Origin of the sequence: Planctellipticum variicoloris, assembly GCF_030622045.1 — a bacterium.
Lineage (GTDB): Bacteria > Planctomycetota > Planctomycetia > Planctomycetales > Planctomycetaceae > Planctellipticum > Planctellipticum variicoloris.
This window is the reverse complement of record NZ_CP130886.1, coordinates 4634460-4654171: the sequence shown is the minus strand read 5'-3', so window position 1 is coordinate 4654171 and position 19712 is coordinate 4634460. Positions and strand designations below refer to the sequence as shown.

The 19712-nt window shown below is 64.5% G+C and carries 10 protein-coding genes and 1 tRNA gene; 5 read left to right on the top strand and 6 right to left on the bottom strand.

What is annotated here, in order from left to right; all coding sequences use genetic code 11:
- Window positions 1-102: 102 nt before the first annotated feature.
- The 3 genes from ilvE to SH412_RS18130 form a co-directional block, all read right to left on the bottom strand.
- On the bottom strand, window positions 103-972 hold the full coding sequence (gene ilvE, locus SH412_RS18140; RefSeq protein ID WP_336519420.1) for a branched-chain-amino-acid transaminase: 870 nt from the start codon (window positions 970-972) through the stop codon (window positions 103-105).
- Window positions 973-1138: 166 nt separating this feature from the next.
- On the bottom strand, window positions 1139-1876 hold the full coding sequence (locus SH412_RS18135; protein WP_336519419.1) for an ABC transporter ATP-binding protein: 738 nt from the start codon (window positions 1874-1876) through the stop codon (window positions 1139-1141).
- A gap of 139 nt (window positions 1877-2015) precedes the next feature.
- The gene (locus SH412_RS18130) at window positions 2016-3575 is read right to left on the bottom strand and encodes an ABC transporter permease (RefSeq protein WP_336519418.1); all 1560 of its coding nucleotides are present in this window, start codon (window positions 3573-3575) and stop codon (window positions 2016-2018) included.
- A 1184-nt stretch (window positions 3576-4759) separates the two neighbouring features.
- Here SH412_RS18130 and pruA point away from each other — a divergent pair.
- A complete protein-coding gene (pruA, locus tag SH412_RS18125) occupies window positions 4760-7768 on the top strand; it encodes an L-glutamate gamma-semialdehyde dehydrogenase (protein WP_336519417.1) in 3009 nt (1002 codons plus the stop codon).
- A 254-nt stretch (window positions 7769-8022) separates the two neighbouring features.
- Window positions 8023-8093: transfer RNA gene (locus tag SH412_RS18120), tRNA-Gln, on the top strand.
- A 455-nt stretch (window positions 8094-8548) separates the two neighbouring features.
- Here the strand turns inward: SH412_RS18120 and SH412_RS18115 are convergent.
- The 3 genes from SH412_RS18115 to SH412_RS18105 form a co-directional block, all read right to left on the bottom strand.
- Window positions 8549-10075 carry a DUF1501 domain-containing protein gene (locus tag SH412_RS18115; RefSeq protein WP_336519416.1) on the bottom strand — a complete coding sequence of 509 codons (1527 nt, stop codon included), beginning with the start codon at window positions 10073-10075 and terminating at the stop codon, window positions 8549-8551.
- Between the two features lie 4 nt (window positions 10076-10079).
- On the bottom strand, window positions 10080-13061 hold the full coding sequence (locus tag SH412_RS18110; RefSeq protein WP_336519415.1) for a PSD1 and planctomycete cytochrome C domain-containing protein: 2982 nt from the start codon (window positions 13059-13061) through the stop codon (window positions 10080-10082).
- Window positions 13062-13135: 74 nt separating this feature from the next.
- A complete protein-coding gene (locus SH412_RS18105) occupies window positions 13136-14644 on the bottom strand; it encodes a type II secretion system F family protein (protein ID WP_336519414.1) in 1509 nt (502 codons plus the stop codon).
- Window positions 14645-14791: 147 nt separating this feature from the next.
- Here SH412_RS18105 and SH412_RS18100 point away from each other — a divergent pair, with 147 nt between their 5' ends.
- From SH412_RS18100 to SH412_RS18090, 3 genes are all read left to right on the top strand, one after another.
- The gene (locus tag SH412_RS18100; protein WP_336519413.1) at window positions 14792-15763 is read left to right on the top strand and encodes an amidohydrolase family protein; all 972 of its coding nucleotides are present in this window, start codon (window positions 14792-14794) and stop codon (window positions 15761-15763) included.
- Between the two features lie 89 nt (window positions 15764-15852).
- Complete coding sequence (locus tag SH412_RS18095) at window positions 15853-16704, top strand: phosphoenolpyruvate hydrolase family protein (RefSeq protein ID WP_336519412.1); 852 nt, start codon at window positions 15853-15855, stop codon at window positions 16702-16704.
- A 679-nt stretch (window positions 16705-17383) separates the two neighbouring features.
- Complete coding sequence (locus tag SH412_RS18090; RefSeq protein WP_336519411.1) at window positions 17384-19519, top strand: serine/threonine protein kinase; 2136 nt, start codon at window positions 17384-17386, stop codon at window positions 19517-19519.
- Window positions 19520-19712: the final 193 nt, after the last annotated feature.

The following is a 19712-nucleotide window of genomic DNA, read 5'->3' as shown; positions in this document are numbered from 1 at the left end:
GCAGCCGCCGCCTATCGCAGGCCGGCCCACCCCACGAAGGACATCCTCTCCGGCGATCAGCGATCAGCCCTCTTCCTCCGGCTACTCGCTATTCCCTACTCCCTACTTCCACGCCCCCGTCCGCGTCAGTGTGCGGAATCGGCTCAGCAGGTCCCGCGTCATCGGGCCAGGTTCCCCGGCGCCGATTTTTCGCCCGTCGAGAGTCACAACCGCGACCACTTCCGCCGCAGTCCCCGTCAGGAAACACTCATCCGCCGTATAAATGTCGTGGCGGGTCATCGTGCTTTCCAGAACCGGGTAACCGGCCTCGCGCGCCAGACGCATCACCGCATGACGCGTCAATCCTTCCAGAATGCCCGCGTCGGGCGGCGGTGTCTTCAGGACGCCGTTCTTGACGATGAAGATGTTGTCCCCCGTGCATTCCGCCACCTCCCCCTTGTGGTTGAGCATCAGGGCCTCCACCATCCCGGCGTCGGTTCCCTCAATCCGGGCGAGAATGTTGTTGAGGTAGTTCAGCGACTTGATCCGCGGGCTGAGCGCCGCCGGATGATTGCGGATCGTACTGGCGGTGACCAGGTTCATGCCGCGCGTGTAGGTCTCTTCCGGGTAGAGGCTGATCTTGTCCGCGATGATGATGATCTGTGGATGCGACGTCTTGCGGATATCCAGCCCCAGCCCGCCCGCCCCGCGGGTCACCACCAGGCGGATGTAGCCGTCGCCGATATTGTTCGCCGCCACCGTCTCCTCGACCGCCCGCATCAACCGGTCCGGCGCCAGCGGAATCTCGAGTCGGATCGCCCGGGCGCTTTCGAACAGACGCTCGATGTGCTCCTCGTGGAGGAAAACCTTGCCCCCGTAGACCCGGATCCCTTCAAACACGCCGTCTCCGTAGAGCAGCCCGTGGTCGAAGACGCTGATCTTGGCGTCGGCTTCGTCCACGAGACGGTCGCCGAGGAAAATCTTAAGAGGCATGGCACGGACCTGCGCGAGCGGTGTAGTTCGTCAGAAGACGCAAGGAAGCGGGAAGGCAGACCCCGGAAACAGACAGAGGCAGACGACACGGTCTGCCCCGGTACAGTTCACGGATTCTGACCCTTTCCCGGAGACAATACTCCGGAACAGGCGGCGGTGAAACGGCTTACGCCGCATCCGCCAGAATTTCGCAACGCCCCTCCTTGAGACGGACGGTGCGATGAGCCTGAGCCGCCACCGCGGCATCATGCGTCACCATGATAATAGTCAGCGCCTCCTGCTCGTTCAACCGGACCAGCAAGTCCATGATCTCCCGGCCCGAACCCGCGTCGAGGTTCCCCGTCGGCTCGTCGGCCAGCAGGATCTCCGGACGGGCGACCAGCGCCCGCGCAATCGCGGCCCGCTGCATCTCACCCCCCGACAGCTCCGACGGACGATGGCTCAGCCGATGCCCCAGACCCACGCGGTCGATCATCTCGCGCGCGGCGTCGTTGAACGCCCGACGCTGCTTCCAGTAACTGAACACCGAATGCCGGATCATCAGCGGCGACAGGACATTCTCGATCAGGCTGAGCTCGGGGAGCAGGTGATAGAACTGGAAGACGAACCCGAACACCCGGTTCCGCAGCTCGTCGCGGGTGCGGGCCGGCAGATCGTCGATCCGCTGGCCGTCCAGATGAATTTCGCCTTCGTCGGGTCCGTCGAGCAGCCCGATCAGGTGCAGCAGCGTGCTCTTCCCCGAACCCGACTGGCCGACGATCGACAGAAACTCCCCCTTCCGGGCGGAAATGTCGACCCCGTGCAGCACCGGCACGAGGTGCGCCCCCTTGCGGTAGGCCTTCTCGACGGCAACGGCGGAAATATGCAGCTCGGGCATGGCAAGGATTCCGGGGCGTTCGGTCATCGGAGCAGACTCCGGGGTTTCGTCGAAAGCGTTTGTGGCCGCTGGCCGTCGTAGGTCGTAGGGTGAGTCGAGTCCGCGAGGCTCACCGTATTTTTTTCGCTCAGCGGTGAGCCTCGAAGACTCGACGCACCCTGCTTCGTTACTCATACCGCAACGCCTGCACCGGATGCAGCCGGGCGGCCCGTCGTGCCGGCAGGATACTCGCCATCACCGCAATCGCCACCGCCCCCGAAGCCACCCAGCAGACCGTCATGGCGTCGACGTTGGTGGGAATCGTGGGAAAGTAATAAATCCGCTCGTCAAAGACTTTACGGCCGGTAATCCAGCTCAGAATCGTCTCGATCTCGTTGATGTAATGCACAAACAGCAGGCCGCAGGCCACCCCCACGCCGCTCCCGACCATCCCGAGCGAAAGCCCGTAGGAAAGGAAGATCGACATCACCCCGCTCGAACTGGCTCCCAGCGCCTTGAGAATGCCGATATCGCGGGTCTTCTCGACCACAATCATAAAGAAGATCGCCAGAATCCCGAAGCCGGCCACGGTGATGATCAGAAACAGCAGCACGTTGAGGATCGCGGATTCGATTTCGACGGCCGCCAGCAGCGGCGCCTGTTTCGATTCCCACGTATTGATCGTGAATTCGCTGGCGGGGAACACGGTCTTCAGCCGCGCCATCACGTCCGCCGTCTTGCTGATGTCCTTCAGCTTGATCTGAATCGACGTAATGGCGCCCGATCCGGTCGTCCGATCGAACATTCCGCGCGCCTGCTGCAGCGACTTGATATCGCAGAACACAAGCTGCGAGTCGTACTCGCTCATCCCGCTTCGGAAAAAGTCGACCACCGTCGCATTGAAGTGGGCCGCCTCGGGCGGACGACCCGCCGTGACGGTGCTGATCTTCACGTCGTCCCCGGCCCGCACCATCTGCATCGTCCGCGACTTCCCCGTTTCCTGATCGTCGTACAGGAAACTGACGAGCTGAGCCCCGATGTAAATCCGCGCCGGCATCGGCGCGGCCGGATCTTCGGTGACCGCGGCCTTGGGCGTCGGATGCGATTTTGTCGCAAACGGATCCTCGTCGGAGTCCGCGACGGCAGTGGCTTCCGCGTCGGCATTCGCAGGTTCGCTCAGTCCCTGGTGGGAAACCCGCTCGCGCTCGAGCTGCTCGTGGAGCCAGCGCCGGCGCTCGACCAGATCGCGGCGATAAGCCGCGGCCGCGGGGCTGAGATTCCAGCCCGGCGGCGTGGAGCGGTCCCGTTCGGGAGGAGCGATGACTTTGCCGTCTTCGCGTTCGGGCTGGTAGCTGACCAGGTGATCGACGAGCGGGCCAACCTCGGATTTGGACTGCGGATCGATGCCGATCAGCGTCACCGGGCGAGTGATATAGTTGCCGCCATACTGGAAACTCAGCATGCCGTAAATCTCGACGGTCGCAGTCACCCCTTCGATCGAGTCGCCGGCGACCTTGCGGACCTCCGCCAGCAGGGCGTCGGGGTTGGGCTCGCCGTCCATGCTGCGAGTCTCGATGATGAGATCGGAGAGCAGCCCCTGCAGCCGGTCCCGCATTTCGGTCGAGAAACCGGACATCACGCTGTTGACCACGATCATCGTGGCCACGCCGAGCATCACGCTGACGATGCTCGCCAAGGCGATATAGCGGGTGCGAAGGTAGCGGAGACAAAGAACGAGCTTGTACATCGAGCCAATCCTTGGCGCGGACCATCCTTGGGGCGGGGAAGCGGCGATACGCTATCCAGAAGCGAAGCACGTGCCAAGACCGATTTCACGGAATCGAACCGGCCAAACCGACAATCGGGGACGGCGGGGCAGCCTGGAGGATGACTGTAAGTTCTTGCAAGAACAAGGGATCGGCGGACGGCGGGGCGATGGCAGGTCCGGGACTCAGGCCGGTGATCCAACGCGTTTCACACTCGGATCGCTGGCAATTCTGCAATCCCCAAATCCCCTCGTTCCCAGGCTCCGCCTGGGAATGCCTCTTCAGACGCTCCCGCGTCGTCTTCGGCTTCCGTCTTCTCACCACGCACCACTCCTCACTCACCACATCTTCGCCCCCTCCTCCCCATCCACTAACCACAATCCACTCCAGCCTTTACAACAATCCGCGCAACAAACCCCCCTATTTATGAAGGGGTCAAGGAAGTGCACTCGTGTCTGCGGACCTCCGCAGGCGTCCGGAATGACCCCTTCACCTGGGCCTGATCAGGGCCCAGCGACGGACCGTTCGCAAGAACGGTCCGAGGGGCGCACCCCGTGTGCGCACAGCCTCGACGTCGATGCCTTCCCCGTTCATCCGGCCGCAAGACCGGCGAACCTGATCAAAGCGACTGAACCGCCGGGACTTCCACCGGCCCTTCGAAACCGCCAGACGGACTCCGGCGGGACGGCCGTAAAACCGCCGACCCGCCGGAGCCGATCGCGGTACGTACGGTGGACGTCCTCGTCCGCCGCGTAGGGCCGGGCGCGCCCGGCCGTCTTCAGCCCCGCCAGGGGCGCTCCAATGTCGCCCAGTACGTAAACTCTGGGCGTCCTCCCCCCGAAACCCGATCGACCCCAAGCTCCACCAGCTTTCCCTCGTTCCCAGGCTCCGCCTGGGAATGCCTCTTCAGACGCTCCGCGTCCTCTTTTTTTCTCATTCTTCTCACTCACCACGCACCAGTCCACACTCACCACCTCTTCGCCTTCTCCTCCCCCTCCACCATTCACTCCACCGCCACGCCTTGGCCCACGCAGTCGACGCACGAGCACGCCCATCGGACAGCAATACGCCAAACGGCCATTTGTTCGCCGTCCCTTTCCCGTGGCGACCGGGTTCGCCTAGAATTCCTCGTTCCACCCCTCCCTGGAATGGAGTCCCCCTGCCCGTGACCGCCGCTGCCGCCTCCGATCTGCTTGAGCGGGTCGAACATGAAACCCGGACCATCGGCCAATACGTCTGGGGTCATCTGCACCGTCGTCGACCGTCCATGTTCGAACGCCGGTGGTGGGATGACCGGATTCTGGGCGTCGCCATGGCCGACGAGTCGGTCAAGGTGCAGATGTTCCGCTTCGTGGACGTGCTCCCCCGGCTCCGTTCGCATCAGGACGTCACCCGGCACCTGCAGGAATACTTCGAAGAGATCCGCGAGCACCTCCCCTGGGCCGTCGAACTGGTCAAATTCGGCATCGAGCACATGCGGCCCGATTCCGTCCTCTCGCGCGCCCTCGCCTACAACGCCCGGACCAACGCCGCCCGCATGGCGCGACGGTTCATCGCCGGCGAAAGCGTCGACGAGGTCACGACCACCGTGCAGGCGCTCCGACGGAAGGGATTCGCCTTCACGCTGGATCTGCTCGGGGAAGCCGTCATCAGCGAACAGGAGGCGGACGCCTATCAGCAGCAGTACCTCACGCTCCTGACGGAACTCGCCCCCGTGGTCAACGCCTGGCCGGAATCGACGCAGGCCGACAGCAGCCTCGCCGGCACCCTCCCTCGCGTGAATCTGTCGCTCAAGCTCTCGGCCCTGGTCAGCCGGTTCCGGGTTGCCGATCCCGCCGGAACGTCGCGGGCCGTGAAGGAACGGTTGCGGCCGCTGCTCCGGGAAGCGCGGGCCAACCACGCCTACCTGCACGTCGACATGGAGCAGTACTCGTACAAAGACCTGACGCTGCAGATCTTCCGCGAAATCCTGATGGAACCCGAGTTCCGGGATTTCGCGGACGTCGGAATCGTCGTTCAGGCCTACCTGCACGACGCCGAGCAGGATCTCCGCGAGCTCCGGACGTGGGCCGAAAAACGGGGGACGCCGGTCTGGGTCCGGCTCGTCAAAGGAGCCTACTGGGACTTCGAGACGATCGTCAGCGGGCTGAATCACTGGCCGGTCCCGGTCTTCCAGCAGAAGTGGGAGTCGGACGCCAGTTACGAGCGGCTGACCCGATATCTCCTGGAAGAGCACCGCTGGCTGCGACCGGCCTTCGGCAGCCACAACCTGCGGAGTCTGTCGCACGCCCTGGCTTGGGCCAAAGAGCTCCATGTCCCGGATGACCTGTTCGAAATCCAGATGCTCTACGGCATGGCCGAAGAACAGGCCCAGGTCTTCCACGACCTGGGACATCGCGTGCGGATCTATACGCCGTTCGGGCAGCTCATTCCCGGCATGGCCTACCTGGTCCGACGGCTGCTGGAAAACACGTCGAACGACTCCTTTCTGCGTCACAGCTACGACGAACGCGTTCGTCTTGAGGATTTGCTGATGTCTCCCTCCGAAGCCGCCCTGCACGCTCCTCCCCCGGTCACTCCGCCCGAACCTCCGTTCGTCAACGAACCCCACAGCGACTTCAGCCAGCCCGAAGTCCGGAAGGCGATGGAGGCGGCCCTTGACCAGGTCGCCGACCAGCTCGGCGAAGAGTATTCGCTGGTGATCGGCGGCAAAGCGATTCAGAACCGGCAGTGGATCACCTCGCGAAATCCGTCCCGCAAAGCGCAGATTGTCGGCAAGGTGGCGCTGGGGACGGTGGACGACGCGATCGCGGCGATCGATTCCGCCCGCCGGGCGTTTCCCGAATGGTCGCGCGTGGAAGTCCACTACCGAGCCGAGTACCTGGAGCTGATGGCCCGCGAAATGCGCTCGCGCCGCTACGAGCTGGCCGCCTGGCAGGTCTACGAGTGCGGCAAGCCCTGGGCCGAGGCCGATGCCGAGGTCGCCGAGGCGATCGACTTCTGCCTCTACTACTCCCAGCAGGTGCAGCGGCTGGAGAATCCCTCCGCGTTCGACCTTCCCGGGGAAGAAAACAGCTACTTCTACCGCCCGCGCGGCGTGGCGGTCGTGATCGCTCCCTGGAACTTCCCCCTGGCGATTCTGACCGGCATGACTGCAGCGGCGATGGTCACCGGCAATACCGTGGTCATGAAGCCCGCCGAGCAATCCTCGGTAATCGCCGCCAAACTGATGGAGATCATCCAGACCGCGGGAGTGCCGGACGGCGTCGTCAACCTGGTGCCGGGCGTCGGAGAAGACGTCGGACCGCAGCTCGTCGGCAGTCCGGATGTCGATCTGATCGCCTTCACCGGCAGCCGGGCGGTCGGCCTGGCAATCAACTCGGCGGCCGCGGACGCTCACGCGGCTCAGCGGGGCGTCAAGCACGTCATCGCCGAAATGGGGGGCAAGAACGCCATCATCGTCGACAGCGACGCCGACCTCGACGAAGCGGTCGTGGGAGTGGTGCAGAGTGCCTTCGGCTACAGCGGCCAGAAATGTTCGGCCTGCTCGCGGGCGATCGTCCTCGAATCAGCCTACGACGAATTCCTGAAGCGGCTGATCGACGCGACCGCCGCCCTGAAAGTCGGTCCGGCGGAAGACCCCGGCAACGACCTGGGGCCGGTGATCGACGAAGAAGCCTGCCAGCGGATTCGGGACGTGATCGAGGCGGCCAAGGTCGATGAAGCCTCCGGCCGGCTCGTCTTCGAGGGACCGATCAGCGACAGCGAATCCGACGGGTACTTTGTGGCCCCGCACATCTTCGCGGATGTCCCCCCCGACGCGAAGATCGCTCAGGAAGAGATCTTCGGACCGGTCCTGGTGGTGATTCGGGCCAAGGACATGAGCGAAGCCCTGGCGATCGCGAATGGAACCGACTACGCCCTGACCGGCGGCGTCTACAGCCGGAGCCCGGCAAATCTGAAACGGGTCCGCCGGGAATTCCAGGTGGGCAACCTCTACCTCAACCGCCCGATCACCGGCGCGCTGGTCGGCCGCCAGCCGTTCGGCGGCTTCAAGCTGTCCGGCATCGGCACAAAAGCCGGCGGCCCCGACTACCTGCAGCAGTTCGTCTTCCCGGTAAACATCACCGAGAACACCCTGCGCCGAGGGTTCGCCCCTTCGAAGCAAAAGTAGAACGAAGACATCCCGCACAGACGCAGAGAGAAGAAGAGCCCGCAGAGAAGACGGAAGAGGATTGACCACGGAGAAAGGCGGGAGGACTCCTTTTCCGGCGATAAGCGATCTGCGATAAGCGATCTGCCCGCATTTCTCTGGCTATTCCCTACTCCCTATTCCCTGCTGGCCGCGAACTTTCCGCCTCCGCCGCGTGTCGCCCTTCCAGCAGTCTTGCCAGACAGATTGGTGGTTTGCTAGAGTTTCCGCCGGAATACCCGATAGTGTAACGGTAGCACAACAGATTTTGGTTCTGTTTGTCCAGGTTCGAATCCTGGTCGGGTAACTGCAGCAGCCCGCGAACTCGAAGGAGCTCGCGGGCTGGTTTTTTTAGCGGAAAGCGGAAAGCCAGACGAAGCAAGGTGACGACCGATCGCCAAGGTGAAATTGCGATCGGGTGGTCCGGCCCGCAGGGCCGGATCGCGCGGCGACAAGAGGCCGGAGTTTGAGCGGCATGGTGGTGTGGAGCCTCAGTGCCGGATGAACGTCCAACTGCGGCCTCTTGCGGCTCTGCCGCCCGGCCTCCAGCCGGGCCACCCGTGGCGGTTGGTCATTAGCAGTTGGTTCTTGGTGATTTGTCAAAGACTCTCTGCTTGAAACCTACCCTCGACCGTCTTCAACTTTTCCTCTTCGTGTCTTCTCCCGCCTTTCTCCGCGTCCTCCGCGCTTCCGCGGTGAAATCTTCTTCCGTCTTCTCTGCGCCCTTTTCTTCCCTCTGCGCCTCTGCGAGAACACTTCGTCCTACGCCAGAATCGGCCCAATCACATGCCCGTGGACGTCGGTCAGGCGGCGGTCGATGCCGTTGTGGCGGAACGTCAAACGCTCGTGGTCGATCCCCAGCAGATGCAGGATCGTCGCGTGCAGGTCGTAGCACATCGTGCGACCCTCCGCCGTCTGGTAGCTGAAGTCGTCGCTCGTTCCGTGCGTTGAGCCCGGCTTAACCCCCGCCCCGGCGAGCCAGGTGACGAACGTGCCGCCGTTGTGATCGCGGCCCGTCGCCCCCTGGGTAAACGGCATTCGCCCGAATTCCGTCGTCCAGATCACGAGAGTGTCTTCCAGCAGCCCGCGGGCGGCGAGATCGTCGAGCAGCGCCGCGATCGGGCGGTCGACCTGGCGAGCGATAAACGGCAGCTCGTTGTGGATGTCCGAGTGGTTGTCCCAGTTCTTGGACGCGCCGCTCATGCCGCTCCAGACCTGCACGAACCGGGTTCCCCGTTCGATCAGCCGGCGGGCGATCAGGCAGTTCCGGGCGAACGGGCCGGTGGTCTCATCCGCCGTCCCGTAAGCGGCGTGAGTCGTTTCAGACTCCCGGGCCAGGTCGAGGACTTCCGGAGCGCTGAGCTGCATCTTCGCGGCAAGTTCGTACGAGGCGATCCGGGCAGCCAGACGGGAATCGCCAGGATGCTCGGACTCGTGCCGGCGATTGAGCGAGGCCAGCAGTTCCAGGCCGTCCCGTTCGCTCTCCGCAGTGATCTGCTTCGCAGAGGCGGGGGGCTGCAGGAAGGCGATCGGGATCGGCGCATTCGGGCGAATCATCATCCCGGCATTGGCCGCGGGCAGAAAACCGGCGGAGAAGTTGCCCGCGTTATTGTAGGGCAGGCCGCGGTGATCGGGCAGAACGACGAAGGCCGGCAGATTGTCGCTCAGATTGCCGAGCCCGTACGTCATCCACGCCCCCATGCAGGGGAACCCCGGCAGGATAAATCCCGTATTCTGCATGTAGCTGGCGGGGCCGTGGACGTTAGTTTTCGAGGCCATCGCCATCAGGAACGCCAGGCGGTCGACGTGACGGGCAGTTTCGGGAAAGACGCTGGAGACCCAGCGGCCCGTCTCGCCGTGCTGCTTCCACTCGAACGGGGACTTCATGATCGCGCCGGGGACGCTCGTCGCGGCGGCCTTGAGACCGAAATCGACTTTCTCCCCATCCCGCTTCTGCAGTTCGGGCTTGTAGTCGAAGGTATCCATCTGGCTGACCCCGCCATTCATGAAGAGCTGAATCACGCGGCGGGCCTGGGCGGGGTGATGCAGCCCGCCGTTGAGTTCGGGGCGAAGGGTCGGCGCCTCCGCGCGGGCAAGGAGCTGCCCCAGCGCAAGAGCGCCGAATCCGCCGCCGGTCTGCGCGAGGAAACGCCGGCGGGAACTGAGGTACGACGGACGTCCCTCGTCCGTCGTTTCGTGACGTGAGAAGTGAGTCGACGGACGAGGCGGAGCCTCGCGAAGTGTGCGTTCCTCTGCGGAGCCTGGGAACCAGGAAGGTGCGGGCGGCATGGCGCTAATCCACGAACAGGAATTCGTTGCTGTTGAGCAGGACGCGGACCAGGTTGGCCAGGCCGTGCTTCCGGGCATAGTCCGCCGCCGCAGTCCGTTCTTCCACGGCGGGCGCCCGGAGCAGAATACGTGCAAACACGGCGTCCGTCTGAGCGTCTATGGAGTCGTTCTCACGCTGCAGCAATTCGGCAATCCGCTCGCCGTGCCGGACCAGGACCTTGTCGTTGAGTGTCGCCAGGGCCTGCAGAGCGGTCAGCGATTCTCCGCGCTTTGGCGTGAGCTGCGAGGCGTCCGGGCAGTCCAGAGCGTCCATGAAGGGATCGGGAATCGTGCGGAACAGGAACCGATAAACGCTGCGGCGGAGCAGGGCGGAGCTGTCGACATCGAAGCCGGCATAGTCGACATTCGGAGTTACGGCCACTCCCGGCGTCTGCACGAACTGACGCACGGACGGGCCGCCCAGCGTGTCGTCGAGAACGTCCGCCAGCACCAGCGCCGCGTCGCGGATCGTCTCGGCATCCATCCGGCTGCGGTGCATTCGCCAGATCCACCGATTGTCGGCGTCGGCCAAAGCGGCGTCGGGTCGGATCTGCGAAGACTGCCTCCAGGCGGCACTGCAGACCAGTTGCCGGTGCAGCCGCTTCAGGGAGCCGTCGTGCGCCAGCAGGTCCAGCGCCAGGGCGTCGAGCAGTTCCGGATGCGAAGGCGACGCCCCCATCTTGCCGAAGTCGCTCGCCGTGTCGACCAGCCCGCGTCCGAAACGCTGCTGCCAGCTCCGATTCACAATCGAACGCCAGGTGAGAACATTGTCCGGCGATGTCAGCCAGCCGGCCAGCGCAGCCCGTCGCTCGCCATCTGTCGTGGTCTCCGTCGCTGGAAAACGGGCGGCACTGAAATTGAGCAGCGAAAGCGACCCCGGCGTGGCGTCGGCGCGCGGCTGCATGATGTCGCCGCGATGCAGCACCTGCACCTTCCGTGTCTGCGCCGTCGGTCGAAACGAGCCATCCGGCTCGAACTGATTGCTGCCGCAGAAGACTCGCTGCTGTGCCGGCAATGCAGCCAGTGCAGCCGTCTCCCGCTGCTCCAGCCAGGCCGCCGCCAGCCGCCGCTGATCGGCCGCCGTACGATCGGCGGACATCTTCAACAGCGCCTGCCGGACATCCGCCGGAAGGCGCTCTTCGTCGGACAACCGGGCGTCGGGCTCGGCCGTGGCGGAAATCCGCGCGCGTCCAATCAGGTGCTGCCGCCCGTGCGTCTGCTGCAGTTCAAGCTGCAGCAGCGCATCCGGGGGCAGATCGAGGGGCTCCTTCAGCCGAAAGGCCGCCCGATGGTTCTGGCCGACCTGCGGATGAATGCCCCACGCCGTCGCCGGATTGCCGTCGATGGCGTGGGCGATGGTCCACCCCGCCTGGTCGAAATCGGCCTCCGCGGACGCGAATTCGAGCTTCTTCCGGCCGGCCGGTTCGCCCGGAACGATCTGCCACAGCACAACTTCGTTGAGATGCAGATTCCCGTTGTCCTGCCGCCCCGGACCCTGCATCGGCAGGCTGGGGTCGGTCAGGACCTCCAGCATCACCCCCGTCAGCCGGGATGTCGGCGCCGCGAACGTCACCTTGTACGTCTCAACCTCAGGCCGGGGACCGCTCGCCAGCAGCGAACCATCCGCCTGCAGCATCAGTTCCGAACCGTTCTCGGCCTTCCAGGATTTCAGTTCCGCCGGCTGCCAGCGCCGGACCGCGGTGGAGAGCGAGTTGCTCCAAGTCGTGACCGCCGCCTGCAGTTCGGGCTCCAGCAACGCCGGGTCTTCAGCCTGCAGCCGGCCCGGCAGAGCCGCCAGACCCTGCTGCAATTCGCGCCGACGCCGGGCGATCGCCGGATCGGCGTCGAACACGCGATTCCCCTTGCCCGTATCGGCAAAGACCGCCTGCAACGCGTAATAATCCGCCTGTGGAATCGGATCGAACTTATGATCGTGACAGCGAGCGCACTGGACCGTGGTGCTGGTGAAAGTCGTCATCACCGTTGTGACGATGTCGTCCCGGTCGAGATACCGCGCAATCTCACGATCGAGCGTGTCCTCGCGAATATCCCGCAGCGAACTTTCGTCCCACGGTCCCGCCGACAGAAATCCGGTCGCCGTCAGCGCCCGCGAATCCTCCGGAGCCACAATGTCGCCGGCAACCTGCTCGGCGACGAACCGGGCATACGGCAGATCAGCGTTGAACGCATCAATCAGATAGTCCCGATACGGCCACGCCGATTCGCGCGGCCGATCCTGGTCGTTGCCGTGCGTTTCCGCGTAATGCACCAGATCCATCCAGTGCCGGGCCTGCCGCTCCCCATACCGCGGACTCGCCAGCAGCCGATCCACCAGTCGCTCGACCGCATCCGGTCGGCCGTCGGCAAGGAACTCGGCAACGTCCCCCGGCGTCGGCGGCAGCCCCCACAAATCGATGGTGAGCCGGCGGATCAACGTCCGCCGATCGGCCTCGGGTGAAGGCGCAAGTGCGACTTCCCGCAGCCGCGCGCTGATAAACGCATCGACCGGTGACCGCACCCAGTCGGAATCGGCTGCGTCGGTGGGAGGCGCCGCCGCTCGCAGCGGGCGATAAGCCCAGTGGTCGGGCCAGTCCGCCCCCGCAGCGATCCACTGCCGCAGCAACTCGATCTGAGCCTGTGAAAGCGGTTCCCCCTGGGGCGGCATCCGCTCATCAGGGGCGGCGGACATCACCCGTTGCAGCAGGCCGCTCTCTTCCGGCCGCTGCGCCGCGATCGCCGGCCTGCCGGACTCCAGCCTCTTGAACGCCCCGTCGCGACTGGCAAGCGACAGCCCCGCCTCGGGACCGGCGACGCCGTGGCAGCGCAGACATCTGGCCGACAGCAGCGGCGCCACGTCCCGTTCAAAATCCGGCGGACCGGCCTCGCTGCACGTCGCCGCCAGCAGCAGTTCGCAAACGAGCCAGACGGTGGTGCACAGACGCGGCATGGTCGACTTGCGGCGGGGAGGGTGGCGGGTAGTGTCGCCGCGTCATTGTACCGAAGCCGGCGACGCGACACGGATCACGAAAGATCATTCAGCAGCTTGACCAGCGGCGCAAACAACGCAATGCAGATCCACGCGACGAAAATCCCGAGGACCAGCGGGACCATCACCCGCAGCACCGTCATCAACCAGGCGAACGGCTGCGACCAGGCGAGTTCGCGACGCCGGGCCAGCTCCACCAGCCCCCAGTCGGGATGGCCGGTCTGACGGGCGCTCTGCAGCACCGCCAGCTCCCGCCGCGTAATCAGCCGGGCCTCGGCCAGCTCCACCCACAGGTCGCGCCCCCCCAGAATCATCTCGCGAACGTGATTCAACCGGATGCGGACGGTCCAGTTGATGCAGTAGTGGCCCACGTCGTGCAACGCCTCCGGAACCGGACGCCGGCAGCGGAGCTGATGGGCCAGATTCCGCATCACATCGGTCATCGCCAGACGCACAATCCACGGATCGACGAACCGCCGGCGGAAATCCATCCACGGAAAATACAGCGTCAACGTTCCGACGGCCGCGGCCGCCGCGGAAATCAGCACCAGCGGCGGCGAGAACAAATACCAGTAGTTGACGAAGCTGTCCGACACGGTGATGAGGCCGATCGTGACCGACGGCAGCTCGGTATTGAAGTCCTCGAAGATCTTCTTGAACTTCGGGATGATGTAGTACATCACGAAGCCGACGATCAGAAACGACACCGTCGGCAGAAACGACAGATAGGCCGCCAGCACAAAGGGCGAAGCCGTCTCGCCGACCGGATTCAGACGTTCGGTTTCCTCACGCGCCAGATCCGCCAGCGTCTCCGGCACGGTGCCGATCTTCTCGGCGAGATGCAGACGCGGAAAGCAATAAGCCGGCAGCAGCCGCGCCAGGTCCAGCGCGTCGGACAGCGGCCGGCCCTGCTCCAGGATCTCCGCCGCCAGCTCCAGCCGCCCTCGCTGCTTGCCCCGGCTCGCTTCCGCCCAGGCCTGCAGTTCGGCGGGCAGCGGCCGCCGCGTCTGAGTCGCGGCGGAGAGCATCCAGAGCAATGTCACCCGCTGCGACCGGGCTCGCGCTCCCAGGCTCATCAGGACCGCGCTGCCGAAGATGATCGCAGCCGGGACCGTGATGACGGCCAGGGCCACAAACGCCAGTGTGAGCGTAATGGAGGCCGCCAGGCGCGCAATCGTCAGACGCGTGTGCAGCGACCTCCGGCGCACCACGGCAAGACCGGCCTGAATCAGCCCCATCGCCCCCAGTCCGGCCAGTGCGGCGACGACCAGCGCCAGTGCCAATGGGACCGCGAACACCAGCCACAGCGTCCACTCGGGGCGGTCGTCCGCTCCCAGCAGGCGAAGCCCCCCTTCGCCCGCCCCCACAACGGTCGCGGTGGCCGCTCCAATCGCCAGCAGTCCGAAATAAACCCGGCATGCCCACCAGATCCACTCGGGCTCCAGCGGTCGCGCAACCCGTTCGAGCACGCGCGCGATCCAGAGGATCGCTCCCGCAACGCCGGCCAGGATGGTCCACACGACAAACCAGGCGAGGAGCGTCATCGGGGGCATCTCGAGCGGACAATCGGACTCAACGACGGGGCGGGAAGAATTCCCGGAGAAAGACTCCCCCGCCAGACCTGACTCGATTACCGTAACACGCTCTGTTCAGTCCCGCCATTCACCGGCGATCAAACGTGGAGGTCTCCCGTGCCCGTTTCCCGAAGAGAGTTCTTGAAGGCCACTGCGGCCGGTCTGACGGCGGGAGTTCTCGCGGCGCCGGTCGTCGGGAATGAGCCGACCCCGCAGAAGGTCGACACCCATACGCACTTCTATGATCCGACGCGACCGCAGGGCGTTCCCTGGCCGTCGAAGGACGACCCGGTCCTCTACCGCCGCTTCCTCCCGGAAGACTATCGCCAGATCGCCGTGCCGCACGGCATCACGGGAACGGTCGTCGTCGAAGCCAGCCCGTGGGTGGAGGACAACCAGTGGATTCTCGACCTGGCGGCCCGCGACCCGTTCGTGCTCGGACTGGTGGGGAACCTCCGGCCGGGGACGGAAGACTTCGCGAAACATTTTCCGCGGTTCGCTCAGAACCCGCGCTTCGTGGGAATTCGGGTCGGCTCCGATGCGCTCGTCAGGGGACTGGAGCAGCCGGAGTACGTGACCGATCTGCAGCGGCTGGCGGGCGCCGGCCGCGAACTGGATGTGAATGGTCCCCCCGGACTGCTGGAACTGATCCCGAAGTTGTCGGCGTCCGCCCCCGAGTTGCGAGTGGTCATCAATCATCTGGCGAACGTCCGGATCGACGGCGACAGACTGCCGGAGGACTGGACCCGGCAGTTGCGCACGGCGGCGAAGTCGCCGAACGTGTTTTTGAAAGTTTCGGCGCTGGTGGAGGGGGCGGCGCAGGGCGGCCGGAAAGCACCAGGTGATCCGGCGTATTACGAGCCGGTGCTGAAGTTCGTCTGGGACGTCTTCGGCGAGGACCGCGTGATCTACGGAAGCAACTGGCCGGTCAGCGTACGGTTTGCGCCCTACGACGTCGTCCAGCGGATTGTCGAAACCTACGCGGCAACGCGCGGTCCGGCAGCATCCGAAAAATTCTTCTGGCGAAACGCCTTGGCGGCCTACCGCTGGCCAGCGAAGCCATCGAGCCCACGCCAGACCCAGAACTAACAACGCCCGCCTGATTCCCTCGGTCCCAGGCTTGCCCATCACCCTCGTTCCCAGGCTCTGCCTGGGAACGAGTCCAGAGAAAGCACCCCATGCCCACCCGCCAATCCATCCTCGACCGCCTTCGCGCCAAAGTCGCCGCCGGCCAGCCCATCATCGGCGGCGGGGCAGGGACCGGCATCAGCGCCAAGCTCGAAGAGGCCGGCGGCATCGACCTGATCGTCATCTACAACTCCGGCCGCTTCCGCATGGCAGGCCGCGGCTCGCTCGCCGGCATGATGCCCTACGGCGACGCCAACGCCATCGTCATGGACATGGCCCGCGAAGTCCTCCCCGTCGTCGAACGGACCCCCGTCCTCGCCGGCGTCTGCGGCACCGATCCCTTTCGCATCATCCCCCGGTTCCTCCGCGACGTGCAGGCCGCCGGTTTCGCCGGCGTCCAGAACTTCCCCACCGTCGGCCTGATCGACGGCACGTTCCGCCAGGGCCTCGAAGAAACCGGTATGGGCTACGGCCTCGAAGTCGACATGATCCGCGCCGCCCGCGAACTCGACCTGCTCACCACCCCCTACTGCTTCAATCCCGACGAAGCCGCCGCGATGGCCCAGGCCGGAGCCGACATCCTCATCCCCCACATGGGTCTGACGACCAAAGGCACGATCGGCGCCTCAACAGCTCTCACGCTGGAGGAATCCGCGAAACGCTGCCAGGCGATGCACGACGCCGCAAAAAAAGTGAACCCCGAAATCCTCGTCCTCTGTCACGGCGGCCCGATCGCCGACCCCGCCGACGCCCAGTACATCCTCGATCACACGGAAGGGATCGTCGGTTTCTACGGCGCCAGCAGCATGGAACGCCTCCCCGTTGAACCCGCCATTCGCACCCAGACCGAAGCCTTCACCCGCCTGCGGTTCGGAAACAAGGGAATAGCGAGTAGGGAATAGCGAGTAGCCAGAAAAGAGGGCTTATCGCTGATCGCTTATCGCCGGACGAGTACGTCGGACGCCCCCCAGCCCATCTTCGTTCCCAGGCTCCGCCTGGGAACGCCCTCTTCCGAGGCTCCGCCTCGCCCGTACGATGGACGTCCACGTCCGTCGACGATCTGCTCAGGGACAGAACGACGGACGAGGACGTCCATCGTACAAACATCGGCTGCCTTTCGTTCCGAGGCTTCGCCTCGTTCCCGACCACTCGTCTTTCACGCGTCCTCCGCGATCTCTCGACTCCGTGCTTTCCGTCCCCTCCGTGGTTCAATCTCTTCTTTTCATTCGCGTCCATTCGTGCCATTCGTGGTCAACTCTTCTCTGCATTTCTCCGCGTCCTCCGCGTCACTGCGGTAAAACTCGTCTTCCTCTTCCTTTTACGATTTGCCCCCAGCGTTGCTGAAACGCAACGCCCCTCCCTCCCCGGCATCATCCGTACGCCCCGCGTTGCCTTCCGGCAACTTCAGTCCGCCGTCGCGAATCCGGGTTGCGTCCAGTCCGTTCGTGTTCCAAGGATACGTACCGGGACCGCTTGCGCCGTTTGCAACGGCCGATCCATTTGTGCAGTCCCGCCGTCGGGCCGGAGCGGACAGTGAAGACAGTGACATCGTTCGAGCGCTTGAGTCGAGCGGGGCATTCCATGTCCCGCTCCATGTCGCGCACGGGGATGTTTCTCAAGAAGCAGCTCTGGATCTGGCCGGTCATTGCCGTCGTCGTCCTGGCGATCATCGGCTACGCGGTCCGGTCCGCCGTCGAATCGACGATGAAAGCCAATCTTGCCACGGAACTGCAGACGCTGCTCGCCGTCGATGTCGCCGCCCTCGAAACCTGGCTGGATCAGCAGTTGTCCATTGTCGGCGCCGAAGCCCAGGACGCCGACGTGCGGAAGACCGTCCTCGAACTGACCGATGAAGAGAAACAGCCGACCGGCCCGGCGCTGGTTCAATCGCCGCTGCACAAGCAGTTACGCCGCGAGCTGTCCCCCACGCTCCTCACCCACGACTTCGCCGGCTACCTCCTCTTCGATCAATCTCAACGGGTCGTCTCCGCCTCCAACGACGAACTCATCGGCCGGAACGGATTGTCTCAGTTCGAAAGCAATGTCAGCCGCGGACTTCGCGGCGAAACGACCCTCTGCCCGCCGTTCGCCAGTCCGGTCGTCACCAAGGATCGGGATGGCAAGCTGCGGACCGGTGTGCCGGTCATGTATCTCTGCGCCCCGGTCCGCGACGATTCTTTTCAGGTCGTCGCCGTGCTGGCCCTGGAAGTCCGCCCCGATCGCGATTTCACCCGCATCCTGCAGCTCGCCCGCCTGGGCGAGACGGGCGAGACCTATGCGTTCAATCGTGATGCGGTGATGGTTTCCAATAGCCGGTTTGAAGACAAGCTCAAACAGATCGGACTGTTGACGGACGACGACGAAACACACTCGATGCTCAACGTCCAGCTTCGCAATCCGCAGGTCGACATGACTGCGGGCGAACGCCCGGAATTGCGACGTTCCAAACAGCCATTGACCAACATGGCCGCCTCCGCGATCGCCGGGCACTCGGGAGTCAACGTCGAGGGCTATTCCGACTACCGCGGAGCGAGGACCGTTTCCGCCTGGACCTGGATGCCGAAATTCGAACTCGGCGTCGCGACCAAGATGGACTACGCCGAGGCCTACCGCCCCCTGAACATCCTCCGCTGGACCTTCTGGGGACTGTATTCGCTGCTGGGCGCCAGCGCCATCGCGATATTTGTCTTCACGGTGATCGTCGCCCGACTGCAGCGCACCGCGCAGAAAGCCGCGATGGAAGCCAAACAGCTCGGCCAGTATTCGCTGGAGCAGAAACTGGGGTCGGGGGGCATGGGAGTCGTCTACAAGGGGCATCACGCCATGCTCCGCCGTCCGACCGCGATCAAAATGCTCGACGTCGATAAGACCAACGAAGACTCGATCAGGCGCTTCGAACGCGAAGTCCAGATCACCTGCCAGCTCAATCACCCCAATACCGTCGCGATCTACGATTTCGGCCGCACCCCCGAGGGCCTCTTCTATTACGCCATGGAATACCTCGACGGCATCGACCTGCAGAACCTGGTCGACCGCCACGGCCCCCAGTCGGAAGGTCGGGTCATCTCCATCCTGACTCAGGTCTGCGGTTCCCTCTTCGAAGCCCATTCCCTCGGACTCGTTCATCGCGACATCAAGCCCGCGAACATCATGCTCAATCGCCGGGGCGGCGTTCCGGACCTCGTGAAAGTCCTCGACTTCGGACTGGTGAAGGCCATCGACGAGGCCCGCAAAGGCCAGACCTCCTCCTCGGGCGGTCTGACCGGCACGCCACTGTATATGTCCCCTGAAGCGATCCAGCGTCCCGACTCGGTCGACGCCCGCGGCGACCTCTATGCGGTGGGGGCCGTCGGCTACTTTTTGCTGACCGGGACTCCCGTCTTCCGGAGCGAGAGCGTCGTTGAACTCTGCCGCCAGCACGTTCTGCAGGCCCCCGAGCCCCCCTCGGAGCGGCTCGGACGGTCCGTCACGCCGGAACTCGAAGCCGCGCTCCTCGCCTGCCTGGAAAAAGATCCCTCCCGTCGCCCGCAGACCGCACGCGAACTGGCCGTCCGCCTGGAAAAATGCGCCACCGCCCACGAATGGTCCATGGAAAAGGCCGACGGCTGGTGGAGCCGTTATTCCAGCGGCACCCTCACCGCAACCCTCAACAGCTCAGCCAGCCGCAGCGGCTTCGACCAGACCATCATTGGCGGCAAAGTCGTGAACGGCGACTGAGCCGCGCCAGCCAATCGAGATCAGGATTCAGCTCCCCGACCCGAAAATTCCTGACGACGGACAACTGACAACTGACGACGGACAACTGACGACTGGCCACTGGCGACAGGTGTTCTCACCTGCCAGAATTCCGGACCCTCAGGCGGCTTTAGACTTTTCAGCCCGTTCCGCCGCAGGCTATGCTGCATCAGAC